At 67.9% G+C, this 12949-nt stretch carries 16 protein-coding genes; 7 read left to right on the plus strand and 9 right to left on the minus strand.

The window, feature by feature from the left end:
- Positions 1-33: 33 nt before the first annotated feature.
- Positions 34-834 (minus strand): ParA family protein, encoded by an 801-nt coding sequence (locus IM25_RS21780; RefSeq protein ID WP_065996565.1) that lies wholly within the window; start codon positions 832-834, stop codon positions 34-36.
- Positions 835-908: 74 nt separating this feature from the next.
- Between IM25_RS21780 and IM25_RS21785 the strand changes: the two genes are divergently transcribed.
- On the plus strand, positions 909-1394 hold the full coding sequence (locus IM25_RS21785; RefSeq protein ID WP_019288485.1) for a GNAT family N-acetyltransferase: 486 nt from the start codon (positions 909-911) through the stop codon (positions 1392-1394).
- 6 nt (positions 1395-1400) lie between these two features.
- On the opposite strand, the gene IM25_RS21790 is transcribed toward IM25_RS21785, so the two are convergent.
- On the minus strand, positions 1401-1823 hold the full coding sequence (locus IM25_RS21790) for a hypothetical protein (RefSeq protein WP_024101488.1): 423 nt from the start codon (positions 1821-1823) through the stop codon (positions 1401-1403).
- Between the two features lie 47 nt (positions 1824-1870).
- Here IM25_RS21790 and IM25_RS21795 point away from each other — a divergent pair, with 47 nt between their 5' ends.
- Complete coding sequence (locus IM25_RS21795; protein ID WP_006550237.1) at positions 1871-2809, plus strand: diacylglycerol/lipid kinase family protein; 939 nt, start codon at positions 1871-1873, stop codon at positions 2807-2809.
- Positions 2810-3080: 271 nt separating this feature from the next.
- Positions 3081-3335 (plus strand): WhiB family transcriptional regulator, encoded by a 255-nt coding sequence (locus IM25_RS21800; RefSeq protein ID WP_006550236.1) that lies wholly within the window; start codon positions 3081-3083, stop codon positions 3333-3335.
- 80 nt (positions 3336-3415) lie between these two features.
- Here the strand turns inward: IM25_RS21800 and IM25_RS21805 are convergent, their stop codons facing one another.
- Positions 3416-4891, minus strand: coding sequence for a sensor histidine kinase (locus IM25_RS21805; RefSeq protein ID WP_033097101.1), 1476 nt, complete (start codon positions 4889-4891; stop codon positions 3416-3418).
- A 34-nt stretch (positions 4892-4925) separates the two neighbouring features.
- Positions 4926-5141, minus strand: a complete 216-nt coding sequence (locus IM25_RS21810) for a biotin/lipoyl-binding carrier protein (protein ID WP_006550234.1) — start codon at positions 5139-5141, stop codon at positions 4926-4928.
- A gap of 95 nt (positions 5142-5236) precedes the next feature.
- Here IM25_RS21810 and IM25_RS27680 point away from each other — a divergent pair, with 95 nt between their 5' ends.
- On the plus strand, positions 5237-5311 hold the full coding sequence (locus tag IM25_RS27680) for a 50S ribosomal protein bL37 (RefSeq protein WP_022597109.1): 75 nt from the start codon (positions 5237-5239) through the stop codon (positions 5309-5311).
- A 218-nt stretch (positions 5312-5529) separates the two neighbouring features.
- On the opposite strand, the gene rsrA is transcribed toward IM25_RS27680, so the two are convergent.
- Positions 5530-5811 carry a mycothiol system anti-sigma-R factor gene (gene rsrA / locus IM25_RS21815; RefSeq protein ID WP_006550233.1) on the minus strand — a complete coding sequence of 94 codons (282 nt, stop codon included), beginning with the start codon at positions 5809-5811 and terminating at the stop codon, positions 5530-5532.
- On the minus strand, positions 5808-6446 hold the full coding sequence (locus IM25_RS21820; protein ID WP_051121509.1) for a sigma-70 family RNA polymerase sigma factor: 639 nt from the start codon (positions 6444-6446) through the stop codon (positions 5808-5810). The genes rsrA and IM25_RS21820 overlap by 4 nt, the downstream gene beginning before the upstream one ends.
- Before the next feature lie 212 nt (positions 6447-6658).
- On the opposite strand from IM25_RS21820, the gene ybaK reads away from it, so the two are divergent.
- Positions 6659-7156: a Cys-tRNA(Pro) deacylase gene (gene ybaK / locus IM25_RS21825; RefSeq protein WP_033097100.1), complete on the plus strand. Its 498-nt coding sequence runs from the start codon at positions 6659-6661 to the stop codon at positions 7154-7156.
- Between the two features lie 22 nt (positions 7157-7178).
- Here the strand turns inward: ybaK and IM25_RS21830 are convergent, their stop codons facing one another.
- Positions 7179-7937, minus strand: coding sequence for an SOS response-associated peptidase (locus IM25_RS21830; RefSeq protein ID WP_065996566.1), 759 nt, complete (start codon positions 7935-7937; stop codon positions 7179-7181).
- A gap of 80 nt (positions 7938-8017) precedes the next feature.
- On the opposite strand from IM25_RS21830, the gene aroA reads away from it, so the two are divergent.
- A complete protein-coding gene (aroA, locus tag IM25_RS21835) occupies positions 8018-9304 on the plus strand; it encodes a 3-phosphoshikimate 1-carboxyvinyltransferase (RefSeq protein WP_033097204.1) in 1287 nt (428 codons plus the stop codon).
- Positions 9271-10290 (plus strand): ribosome small subunit-dependent GTPase A, encoded by a 1020-nt coding sequence (rsgA, locus tag IM25_RS21840; RefSeq protein WP_006550228.1) that lies wholly within the window; start codon positions 9271-9273, stop codon positions 10288-10290. The genes aroA and rsgA overlap by 34 nt, the downstream gene beginning before the upstream one ends.
- Positions 10291-10364: 74 nt before the next feature.
- Here the strand turns inward: rsgA and IM25_RS21845 are convergent, their stop codons facing one another.
- The gene (locus IM25_RS21845; RefSeq protein WP_024101492.1) at positions 10365-11600 is read right to left on the minus strand and encodes a fatty acid desaturase family protein; all 1236 of its coding nucleotides are present in this window, start codon (positions 11598-11600) and stop codon (positions 10365-10367) included.
- Between the two features lie 35 nt (positions 11601-11635).
- Positions 11636-12949, minus strand: a complete 1314-nt coding sequence (locus IM25_RS21850) for a fatty acid desaturase family protein (protein WP_084295051.1) — start codon at positions 12947-12949, stop codon at positions 11636-11638.

A 12949-nucleotide genomic window follows, 5' to 3' on the forward strand; every position in this document is an offset into this window, starting at 1 on the left:
TGAAAGCGAGCCGTCCCGGTCGGTGCTGACGTCTCAGTCCGCGACGGCGGTCTCGAAAGTCTCGAGTTCCGCCTCCCCCGACCAGTAGCGCAGCAGGTTCTCGGAGAGCGCCCGGTACGCCTCGGCGCCCTTGTTCTTGCGTCCCGCCAGCACCGTCGCGCCCGAGGCGGAAGCCTCCGCGAAGCGGACCGTGCGGGGTACGGGCGGGGCCAGCACCGGCAGGTCGTACCGGTCGGAGACATCGGCGAGCACGTCGCGACTGTGCGTGGTCCGCGAGTCGTACAGGGTCGGCAGCGCGCCGAGCAGTTCGAGATCCGGATTGGTGATCTGTTTCACCTCGTTCACCGTGCGCAGGAGCTGCCCGACTCCCCTGTGCGCGAGCGTTTCGCACTGCAGCGGAACGAGCACGGACCGCGCCGCGGTCAGCCCGTTGAGGGTGAGGACGCCCAGAGAGGGCGGGCAGTCGATGACGACGACGTCGTAGTCGTCCTCCACCGACGCCAGCGCCCGCTTCAGGGTGTATTCACGCCCCGGCTTCATGAGCAGCATCGCCTCCGCACCCGCGAGGTCGATGGTCGCCGGCAGCAGCGACATCCCCTCCGCTGTCCCGAGCAGAACGTCCTTCGTCTCGACACCGCCCACGAGCACCTCGTGCACGGATTGTTCGAGCTTGTCGGGGTTGTGCCCGAGAGAGAAGGTCAGGCACCCCTGGGGATCGAGATCGACGACGAGCCCCCGCCGGCCCAGCGCCGACAGCGCGGCCCCCAACGACGCGACGGTGGTCGTCTTGGCGACGCCACCCTTCTGATTTGCCACTGCAAGTACCGTTGCCACGACCCCGATCCTCGCGCACTCGGCGGCGCAGCGCGAGGTGAATCCGCCCACGAGACCGCAGGAGGCAGCCCGCCGTGATCCGCAGAGCCACACCCGAGGACGTCCCCACGATCACCGGGCTGATCTACGACCTCGCCGAATACGAGAAGGCCCGGCACGAGTGCACCGTGGTGCCCGAGCAGATCCACGAGGCTCTTTTCGGGCCGCAGCCCTCGGTGTACGCGCACGTCGCAGAGGAATCCGGAGAGGACGGCACCGAAGGCCGGGTCGTCGGGGTGGCGTTGTGGTTCCGGAACTTCTCCACGTGGGACGGCGTGCACGGGATCTACCTCGAAGATCTGTTCGTCCGTCCCGAACACCGCGGCAAGGGACACGGACGGGCACTGCTCGCGGCGCTCGCCCACGAATGCGTGGAGCGCGGTTACACCCGCCTGAGTTGGTCGGTGTTGGACTGGAACGAGCCGTCCATCGGTTTCTACCGATCCCTCGGTGCCGTCGCGCAGGACGAGTGGACGACCTTCAGGCTCAGCGGCCCCGCCCTGCAAGCGCTCGGCAGCTGAGCCGGATCACTCGTCGACGTCGGGCGCGTACTCGTGCGCGAGCCACCGCGACGTGGGCGGGCTGAACAGCAGCACGAGCGTGGGGACCACGACGAGCGCCAGCACAGTGCCGATGACCGGCTGGTGGGAGTCCGTCAGCAGCGACCACACCACGGGCAGCAACAACAGCTGCGCGAGTATCGCCACGGCACGTCCCCAGCGCACACCGCGCACGAGCGCGATCCCGCCGGCCAGGACCCCGCCGAACAGGATGAACAGCCACAGCGCGAAGCCGTAGCCATTGGTGACCGACTGATCGTGTTCGCCCGAGGCGGCGCGGATGATCGAGTACACCGCGAATCCCATCGCGACGACGCCCTCGAGGACGACGAGCCAACCGGCGGCACGCACGGTCGACGGAACGCTGCTGCGAGGTGTTTCGAGAGGCACCCGTCCAGCGTAGTGGACCCGCCGGGCACCACTTAGGCTGATGTTCCGTGCGCGCCCTGCTGATCGTGAACCCGAATGCGACGACGACCACCCCGGCCGGTCGCGACCGCCTCGCTCACGCCCTGAGAGGCCGGCTCGCGCTGACCGTCGCGCACACGACCCACCGCGGGCACGCCGCAGAACTGGCGCGTTCGGCGCACGCCGACGGGATGGACGTCGTCGTCGCGCACGGTGGCGACGGCACCGTCAACGAGATCGTCAACGGCCTCCTCGGCCCCTCCCCCGACCGAGGCGCCGATCCGACCCTGCCGCGACTCGCGGTGGTGCCCGGCGGCTCGGCGAACGTGTTCGCGCGATCCCTGGGACTGTCCGCCGATCCACTCGAGGCCACCGAGCAGGTACTCGAGTCGTTGCAGGAGGGCAGGACCAGCCGGATCGGCCTCGGCCACTGCGACGGGCGGTGGTTCACCTTCAACGCGGGCCTCGGTCTCGACGCCCAGGTGTGCGAGGCCATAGACCTGAGCCGCGCCGAGGGCAAGAAGGTGACGACGGCGCGTTACGTGCGGCACGCGGTGGCCCGGTTCTTCGCGTCGAAGCGGGCCGAGCCGGCGCTCACGCTCGAGATGCCCGGATCCGAACCTGTTTCGGGGGTGCACTATGCGTTCGTGTCGAACTCGAGTCCGTGGACCTATCTCGAGTCCCGGCCGGTGCACACGAATCCCGGCACCTCGTTCGACACCGGTTTGGGTGTGTTTGCTATGACGACGACCCGGGTACTTCCGAGCCTGCGGGTGGTGAGACAACTTCTGGCCGCCCGCGGCGAGCCGGCGTCGCCGCATCTGGTGCGTGCGGACGATGTCGCGCGCGTGCGCGCCCGGGCCTCGCGCCCGATCGGACTTCAGGTCGACGGCGACTATCTCGGACTCCGGACCGAGGTCGAGTTCGTGTCCGTGGCGTCGATCCTCGATGTCGTCGCGCCCCGCTGACGATCCCCCCAGCGGGACAGCGACAGAAAGAGAAGCACGAATTCTGTGATTGCCACTACCTTCTCGGCCCGAGGGGAGTAGAAAGAGGGATTGGCGAACTCGTAGCCCACACCAGCGTGAGCTTCCCCACGATCGTGGTCGATTCTATTGACTCCACGCTCGTTCGTGAAAGCATTCACAAGTAACCGCGCGGAAACACTCCGTGCCACAGGCGTGAACACGCATTGACCAATCAGCCGGTGCACACGCACCATCGAAGGAGAGTAGAAGCATGGACTGGCGCCACAAGGCCATCTGCCGCGACGAGGATCCGGAACTGTTCTTCCCCGTGGGAAACAGCGGCCCGGCTCTCGCGCAGATCGCGGATGCCAAGCTCGTGTGCAACCGTTGCCCCGTCACCGCCGAATGCCTCTCCTGGGCGCTCGAATCCGGCCAGGATGCCGGCGTCTGGGGCGGTATGAGCGAGGACGAGCGCCGCGCCCTCAAGCGTCGCAACGCCCGCACCCGCGCTCGTACGGCGGTCTGAGCAACTCCGATAGACGTTCGAAGGCCCGGCTCCCCTACGGGGGAGGCCGGGCCTTCTTACGTGCACGGTCGTATGGACGATCAGGCGACCGGCACCTTGCCCAGCGGTAGTTGCAGGCGTGCATCGGTCCCGCCGACCTCGTTGGACGTCAACTCCAACGATCCGCCGAGCTCGGCAGCCACGAGGGTCCGGACGATCTGCAGACCGAGCCGGTTCGACGCCTCTAGGCTGAACCCCTCGGGAAGACCCTTCCCCTCGTCGCGGACCACGACGTCGAGCATGCGGGCCGAACGCTGGGCATTGACGGTGACCGTGCCGTTCACGCCCGGATCGAAGGCGTGCTCGACGGCGTTCTGGACGAGTTCGGTCAGCACCATGACCAGAGGCGTGGCGCGATCCGCGGGGAACACGCCGAGATTCCCCTCCCGCACCACCCGGATCTGGCTGCCGACCGTCGACACGTCGACGACGATGGGGATCAGCTGGTCGAACACACCGTCGAGATCGACCTCCTCGTCCACTGACATCGACAGCGCCTCATGGACCAGGGCGATGGATGTCACGCGACGGACCGCCTCCCCCAGGGCCTGCTGGGCTTCCGCGTTCCCGGTTCGGCGCGCCTGCAGTCGCAGCAGCGCGGCGACCGTCTGCAGGTTGTTCTTGACACGGTGGTGGATCTCGCGGATGGTCGCGTCCTTGCTCAGCAGTGCCCGGTCGCGTCGCTTGACCTCGGTGACGTCGCGGACGATCACCGCGGCGCCCCGGATCTTCCCTCCCGGGTTCAGGACCAACGCACGGATCAGAACGGTGGCCCCGAGTGCCTCGATCTCCATGCGCTGCCCCAGACGGCCCTCCACGGCCCCGCGGAGGTAGTCGGTGACGTCGCGACTCTCGAAGGGGTCGGTGACCAGTGCGCGGGTCGTCTCGACGAGATCCTGACCGATCAGGTCGGAGTTCAGACCCATCCGGTGATAGGCCGACAGCGCGTTGGGGCTCGCGTAGACGACCTTGCCCTTCCGGTCGAGCCGGATGAATCCGTCGCCCGCACGCGGACTCGACTTGGTGTCCGAGCGCGCCTCGGGCGTCGGGAAAGTGCCCTCGCTGATCATCCGGTAGAGGTCGTCGGCGCATTCGAGATAGGCCGTCTCGAGCGCGCTGGCCGACCGCCGCGACACGCGGGCGGCGTCGCGGCTGAGCACCGCGACGACCCGACCGTCCCAGCGCACCGGCACGGCCTGACGGATGTTGATCCCGGCGCCCGGGGCCGACTTGACGTCGACGATCTCTCCGGTTTCGAAAGCCTTACGGACGTAAGGATGTTCGTTGTCGGAGACGAGCGTGCCGACGGCGTCCTCGGGGATCACCGTCGAGGCGGTGGTGGGTCGGCACTGTGCGACGCACACGATTCCGGACGGCGCCGCGTCGACCCACAGGAGGACGTCGGCGAACGACAGGTCGGCGAGCAACTGCCACTCGCCCACGACACGTTGGAGGTGATCGACGGCCGCGCCCGGAAGATCCGTGTACCTCGCGAGCAACGAACTGAGTGTGGACACGGGAACCGCTTTCGTACTCAGGAGATACCCGCCGTCAGGAGATCACGGCGATGAGGTCGCCCTGCTGGATGACATCCCCGACCGAGACTCCGACGGAGGTCACGGTGCCCGCCGACTCGGCGAGCACGGGAATCTCCATCTTCATCGACTCGAGGATCACCAGCGTGTCGCCCTCGGCCACCACGTCACCCTCTCGCACGACGACCTCGAACACGGTCGATACCATCTCCGCGCGTACGTCTTCCGCCATCGAACACCTCGTTTCACGCTCCGGCGGCGGACCTGCCGACAGGACCACTCGACCGCACGTGAAACACTGTAATGAACGAGAAAGGAGATCCCACCATGGGTAAGCGAGGTCGCAAGAAGCGCAGCCGCAAGGGTAACGCCGCCAACCACGGCAAGCGTCCCAACGCCTGAGACGCGGACAGGGGCCGGAAAGCAGCAGCTTTCCGGCCCCTGTCACGTTGGGGGGTCTCGCCTACGACTCGGTACGAGTGGAACTCGCCTGCGACTCGGTACGAGTGAACTCGCCTACGACTCGGTACGAGTGAACTCGCCTACGACTCGGTACGAGTGAACTCGCCTACGACTCGGTACGAGTGAACTCGCCTACGACTCGGTACGAGTGACCCCGCCTACGACTCGGCGCTGTCCGTCTCGGTGATCACCACGGTGCGGCGGATCTGCAGCATGAGCCGCTCCCGCAGGCCCTCGGGTGCGTGTTCCCCGCCGCACTTGCGGCTGAGCAGCGATTTGATCTTCTCCTCGATCCCGTAGGCCTCGAGGCAGGTGCCGCACTCGTCGAGGTGCCGCTGCAGCTTCTCGCGGGAACCGGCGTCGCATTCGGAGTCGAGAAGCAGGTAGACGTCCGCGATGACCGCCGAGCAGTCGAGTCGATCGAAGTCGGGTTCGCTCACTGCGGTGCTCCCTTTCCGCTCTCGGGCTGATCCGATGTTCCGGTTGTGGCGTCCACGGCCTTCTCCCGCATGAAACCGCGATCGCGCGCCACGTCGGCCAACAGACCCCGCAGCTGCTTGCGACCCCGGTGCAGTCTCGACATCACGGTGCCGATCGGCGTCCCCATGATCTCGGCGATCTCCTTGTAGGGGAACCCTTCGACGTCGGCGTAGTAGACGGCCATGCGGAACTCCTCGGGAAGCTCCTGCAACGCCGCCTTGATGTCGTCGTCGGGAAGCGCGTCGAGTGCCTCGACCTCCGCGGACCGCAGACCGGTCGACGAATGCTCGGCCGTGGCGGCGAGCTGCCAGTCGGTGATCTCGTCGGTCGGGTACTGCGCGGGTTGCCGCTGACGCTTCCGGTACGAGTTGATGTAGGTGTTGGTGAGGATCCGGTACAGCCAGGCCTTGAGGTTGGTGCCCTCGCGGAACGACCGGAAGGCGGAGAACGCCTTGATGTAGGTCTCCTGTACGAGGTCCTCGGCGTCAGAGGGATTGCGGGCCATCCGCAGCGCAGCGCCGTAGAGCTGATCGAGCAGGGGAAGCGCGTCCCGCTCGAACCGCTCGGTCAGTTCTTCCACAGACTCCTCGATCACACCGATCCCTTCATCGACGCCTGTCGAGAAGGCTACCGGTCCGACGGCGTCCGGATCGGGGGGACGTCCGATGGCGTCCGGTCGAGGCGGGCACAGCACTGCCACGAATTCTCCGATCGTCGGGTCTCGGGTGGCCGGTGGATCCACCCGTCGGTGTGCAACGCCGTGCCCACCGCGCTTGTTCCCCACCTCCGGTTCTCTAGAGTGATCGGATGGCCTCGACATCCACTCCCGCGACGGTGTTGTTGAAGCGCGAGAAGGTCGCGCACCGGGTCCACGAATACGCACATGACCCGAGGTCGTCGTCCTTCGGCGCCGAAGCCGTCGAGGAACTCGGCACACACCTCGGGGTTTCCGCCGAACAGATCTTCAAGACGCTGGTGGTGTCGCTGTCCGACGGCACGCTCGCCGTCGCGGTGATCCCGGTCCCGGCGACGCTGTCGCTCAAGGCCGCAGCCGGGGCGCTGGGCGGCGGCAAGGCCGTGATGGCCGATCACACCGCCGCCGAACGCGCGACCGGGTACGTCGTCGGCGGCATCTCCCCGCTCGGGCAGCGCAAGCGTCTGCGCACCGTGATCGACGTCTCCGCCGAGCAGTGGGACCGGGTGCTGTGCAGCGCGGGTCGGCGAGGGCTCGAGATCGAACTGGATCCGCACGATCTGATCCGGCTGACCGGCGCCGTCGTGGCACCGATCACGGCCGGTCCGTAGGGCCCGTCCGCTCCGTCAGCGCCTACAACAGCACCATCTGATCGCCGGCGCCGTCGTCGGGTTGCAGCAGTTCGGGGCCGTTGTTGCGGATGCTGTTGACCTTCGCGGACACGCGGCGGATCTCGATCGCCGAGATCGCGTCGACGCTCGGCACGATCAGATCCGGATGGCCGAGACTGTCGGGGGCGAGCCACGCATCCCACCGCTCCGGCGGGAGGATCAGCGGCATCCGTTCGTGCACGTTGCCGAGTTGCTCGACCGACTGCGCGGTGAGGATCGTCGTGCTCGACAGCGGCGGTGCCTTCGGGTTCCGCGGGTCGCGCCACTCCGCCCACACCCCGGCCATGCAGATCCGCGAGCCGTCGGCCGGCGCCATGAAGTACGGCACCTTGCGAGGCTTGCCGTCCGGCGCGGGTTCGACCTGCCATTCGTACCAGCCGTCCATCGGGACGAGGCACCGCTTGTAGCGCAGCGACCGCGCGAAGCTCGGCTTGGTGGCGACCGACTCGGATCTCGCGTTGATCAGTGGTGCGCTTCCGCCCACCTCTTCGGCGAAGTGCGGCACGAGTCCCCAGCGCATGCGGCGGATACGGCGGCGGACGGGACCGTCGGGATCTTCCCCGTCGTGCCGGGCGACAACGGTGAGCACCTCGGTCGTCGGCGCGACGTTGTAGTCGGGCCCCCGCCCGTCCCGGCTGCTGTCGTCGCCGGTCTCGTCGAGCGCGTCGAGTTCGACGGCGAGCGTCGCCGGGTCGGCGGTGGAGACATACCTTCCGCACATGCCGTCGAGTGTGGCATCGCCGGGTGACGGAACCGACACCGGCGCGCACCGGGTGGGCGAGGGTGCCCGCACCGGTCCGGATGGGCGAAGATGGTCGGGTGAGTCTGTGGAGAGCACCCCGCGCCGTGTCCCCGGTTCGAGCGTCGGTGACGCTGCCGGGATCGAAGTCGATCACCAACCGTGCCCTGATCCTGGCCGCACTCGCCGACGGGCCGTCCACCCTGACCGGCGCGCTGCGCAGCCGCGACACCGACCTGATGATCGGGGCCCTGCGCACGCTCGGCACGACCGTCACCGAGCGCGACGGCGGCACCACCCTCGACGTGACCCCCGGCCCCCTGCGCGGAGGCGAGGTCGCCTGCGGACTGGCCGGCACCGTCATGCGGTTCGTACCGCCGCTGGCCGCACTGGCCGACGGCGACGTGCGGTTCGACGGCGACGAACAGGCCCGCGTCCGCCCGATGAGCACCGTGCTCGACGCCCTGCGCGCCCTCGGCGCCGACATCGACGGCGACCGGCTGCCCTTCACCGTGCACGGCCGCGGTGCGGTGCGCGGCGGTTCCGTGACCATCGACGCTTCCGCGTCCTCGCAGTTCGTCTCGGGTCTGCTGCTGTCCGGGGCCGCCTTCGACGAGGGCGTGGTGGTCCGCCACGCCGGTGAACCGGTGCCGTCGATGCCGCACATCGAGATGACGGTCGAGATGCTCCGAACGGCCGGGGTCCCCGTCGACACCTCCGAGACCGACACCTGGCGGGTGCCCCCGACGACGATCAAGGCCGTCGACGTCACCGTCGAGCCCGACCTGTCGAACGCCACGCCCTTCCTCGCGGCCGCGGCGGTCACCGGTGGTGTCGTCTCGGTGCCCCTGTGGCCCGAGTCGACCACCCAGGCCGGCGACGCGATCCGCGGCATCCTCGAGCAGATGGGCGCCGAGGTGACGTGGGCCGACGGGACGCTGACCGTGCGCGGCCCGGGCGAATTGCGAGGCATCGACGTGGACCTGCACGACGTCGGCGAGCTGGCGCCGACCGTCGCGGCCCTCGCCGCGGTCGCCGCCTCGCCCTCCGACCTGCGCGGTATCGCGCACCTGCGCGGTCACGAGACCGACCGGCTGGCGGCGCTCGCCACCGAGATCGGTCGTCTCGGGGGTTCGATCACCGAGACCGAGGACGGTCTGCACATCGAGCCGACGCCGCTGCACGGTGGTATCTGGCACTCCTACGCCGACCACCGGATGGCCACGGCCGGTGCGATCCTCGGGCTCGTCGTCGACGGGATCGAGGTCGAGGACATCGGCACCACTGCCAAGACGCTCCCCGATTTCGAAGGCCTGTGGGAGTCGCTGCTGACGGGGAGCGACTCCTGAGGCGGCGGGAGTACGACGAGTCCGACGTCCGGGTCCGCCCCGGGCGCGGCTCGCGGCCGCGCACGAAGGACCGCCCGGCCCACCGCAATGCCGAGGAGGGCATGGTCGTCTCCGTCGACCGCGGGCGGTGGGGTGTCGCGCTCGGCGGTGATCCCGACCGGATCGTGACGACGATGCGGGCACGCGAGCTCGGCCGGACCCCGATCGTGGTGGGCGATCAGGTGGGTGTCGTCGGCGATCTCTCCGGTCGCCCCGACACGCTCGCGCGCATCGTGCGGGTCGAGGACCGCAGCACCGTCCTGCGGCGCACGGCCGACGACACCGATCCGTTCGAGCGCATCGTCGTCGCCAATGCCGAACAGCTGCTCATCGTGGTCGCGCTCGCCGATCCCCCACCACGGACCGGACTCGTCGAACGCGCACTCGTCGCGGCCTATGCCGGCGGTCTCGCTCCCCTGCTGGGACTGACCAAGAGCGACCTCGCCGATCCCGACGAGTTCGCCGCGCACTTCGCGGATCTCGACATCCCGGTACTGCTCGTCGGTCAGGACGACGATCTCACCGCCCTGCACGAGCGGATCGACGGTCGCGTGACCGCCCTGATCGGGCACTCGGGGGTCGGCAAGTCGACACTGGTGAACAGGCTCGTCCCCGACGCCGACCGCGCCACCGGCGAGGTCTCCGGGGTGGGCAAGGGACGTCACACCTCCACCCAGTCGGTGGCCCTGCATCTGCCCGAGGGCGGGTGGGTGGTCGACACCCCGGGCATCCGGTCGTTCGGGCTCGCGCACATCGGGCCCGACGACGTCGTCGCGGCGTTCGGGGACCTGGCCGAAGCGGTCGAGGACTGCCCGCGCGGGTGCACGCATCTCGGCCCGCCCGCCGATCCCGAATGTGCCTTCGACTCGTTGGAGGGCAAGTCGCACAACCGGGCGATGGCCGTGCGCGAACTGCTCACGGCGCTCGCGTCCAACGACCCCTGGTGAACCGACGAACCCCGGCCGAACGCACGAACCCCGGCACCTGTAGGTGCCGGGGTTCGTGCTCGTTCTCGTGACCGTCAGCGCATGCCGAGCGCGCGGCGGACGAATCCGCGCTTGCGTGTCTTCTCGATGGTGGTGGCCAGACCCACGCGGCGGCCGGTGGCCGGATCGATCTCCGGCGCTCCGCCGAAGCCCCGCTCGGAAGCGGTCTCCGGGGCGGCGTCGCGGTCGTCCTTGAGGTACTTGTCGGGCAGCGACAGCTTGGCGATGGTGCGCCAGGACTTCCAGTACTGCACCGCGAGCGGGCCGGTGGTGTACGGCAGGTCGTACTTCTCGCACAGCTCACGCACGCGCACCGCGATCTCCGCGTACCGGTTGGACGGCAGGTCGGGGTAGATGTGGTGCTCGATCTGGTAGCTCAGGTTGCCGGTCATGAAGTCCATGACCTTACCGCCGGAGATGTTCGCGGAGCCGAGCATCTGACGCAGGTACCACTCGGCACGCGTCTCGGTCTCGATGTCCTGCTTCGTGAACTTCTCCGCACCGTCCGGGAAGTGACCGCAGAAGATCACCGCGTTGGTCCAGATGTTGCGCACGAAGTTGGCCGTGGCGTTGGCCCTCATCGTGGACTTCCACGACTTGCCGGTGAGCGCCGGATAGATCACGTAGTCCTTGAGGTGCTGTTTGCCGAGCTTGGCAAGCACCTCCTTGCCGCGTGCCTTGGTGAGCTCGCGGTCGTCGCGCCCCTGGATGACCTTGCCGAGCTCGAGCAGCTGGATGGCGATGCCGTACTGGAACAGCGCTGCGAGGATGGCGTTGTACGCGACGTTGCCGAGGTAGAACGGCTTCCATCGCTGGTCGCGGGTGACGCGCAGCAGGCCGTATCCCACATCGTCGTCCATGCCGAGGATGTTGGTGTACTTGTGATGCAGGTAGTTGTGGGTGATCTTCCAGTGCGCCGACGGGTCGACGTTGTCCCACTCCCAGTTGGCCGAGTGCACCTCGGGGTCGTTCATCCAGTCCCACTGCCCGTGCATCACATTGTGCCCGAGTTCCATGTTCTCGATGATCTTCGACAGGGAGAGCATGCCCGTGCCCAGCAGCCACAGCGGACGCTTGTTCGAGCCGAGCAGCACGAGGCGCCCGCCGATCTCGAGGCCGCGCTGCAGCCGGATCGTGTTGCGGACGTACCGAGCGTCGCGCTCACCGCGGGACTCCTCGATATCGTGCCGGATGGCGTCGAGTTCGCGGCCGATGGCCTCGACGTCCGCCTCCGTCAGGTGCGCGTACTCCTTGACATCCGATATCGCCATGCGGGCTACTCTACCGTAGGTTACGGTCCCGTAGGTTAGGCGGATTCGGAGCTGTGGCGCGAATCACAGAGTGACGGAAGGTCGCCGGTGACCCGATTCATCAGGCGACGACGACGTTCTGCTACCGCATGCTCGGCATGGACCCGCAGCGCCGTGAGCAGACCCCGGTGACGTCCGGTGGACGCCTCGGTGACCACCGCGGGCGCCTCCGGGCGCCACCTGTCGAACTTGCGCTCGGAGGAGGTCTCGGGGGCGTCGTCGGCCGTCGCCTTGAGGAATCGGTCGGGCAACGCGAGCTTGTGGATCGTGCGCAGGGCGAGCCAGTACTGCCGGGCGAGCGAACCGGTCGTGTACGGCAGGGCGTACTTGCCGCACAGCGCCCGTACACGGGCGGCGATCTCCGGGTAGCGGTTGCTCGGCAAGTCCGGGAACAGGTGATGCTCGATCTGATAACTGAGATTCCCGGTGAGGAAATCCATCGCACGCCCACCGGAAATGTTTGCGCTACCGAGCAACTGGCGCAGATACCACTCTCCGCGCGTCTCGTTCTCGTAGTGCTCGGTCGTGAACTTCTCTGCGCCGTCGGGGAAGTGGCCGCAGAAGATCACGAGATACGCCCAGATGTTGCGGATCACGTTCGCGGTGAGGTTCGCCGACAACGTGCTGCGCCAGGCCGGCCCGGTGAGCGCCGGGAAGAACACCAGGTCCTTGACGACCTGCCGGCCGGCCTTCGCTGCGAATTCCTTGTTGGGCCCCGAATTCCACTGCACGGGCGGGACGCCCTCGAGTTCCTTCTTCGCCGAGAGGTCGTGCAGCGCGATCCCCCACTCGAAGGTCAGCGCGAGGACGATGTTCGCGATCGGCTGCGCGAGATTGCGCGGACGCCACTTCTCGTCGCGCGTCATCCGCAGGATGCCGAATCCCACGTCCTCGTCCATGCCCACGATGTTCGTGTAGGTGTGGTGCGCGTAGTTGTGGGCGCGCTTCCAGTGCTCGGACGGACCGGTCTGATCCCATTCCCACGATGTCGAGTGGATCTCGGGGTCGTTCATCCAGTCCCACTGCCCGTGCATCACGTTGTGCCCGAGTTCCATGTTCTCGATGATCTTCGCGAGCGACAGCGCAGCGGTACCGATGATCCAGCGCGACCGTCGACGCGAACCGAACAGCGCGCAGCGTCCGACCACCTCCAGCACACGCTGCGCACGGATGACGGAATGGATGTAGCGGGCGTCCCGCGGGCCGCGCGAATTCTCCACATCCCGTCGAATCGCGTCGAATTCGTTTGCAAGAGCAACGATGTCGTCTTCGGTCAGATGAGAGAACGCGCGGATGTCGGTGATGGCCAA

The sequence above is a fragment of the Rhodococcus sp. p52 genome (assembly GCF_000763325.2).
Classification (GTDB): Bacteria; Actinomycetota; Actinomycetes; order Mycobacteriales; family Mycobacteriaceae; genus Rhodococcus; species Rhodococcus pyridinivorans.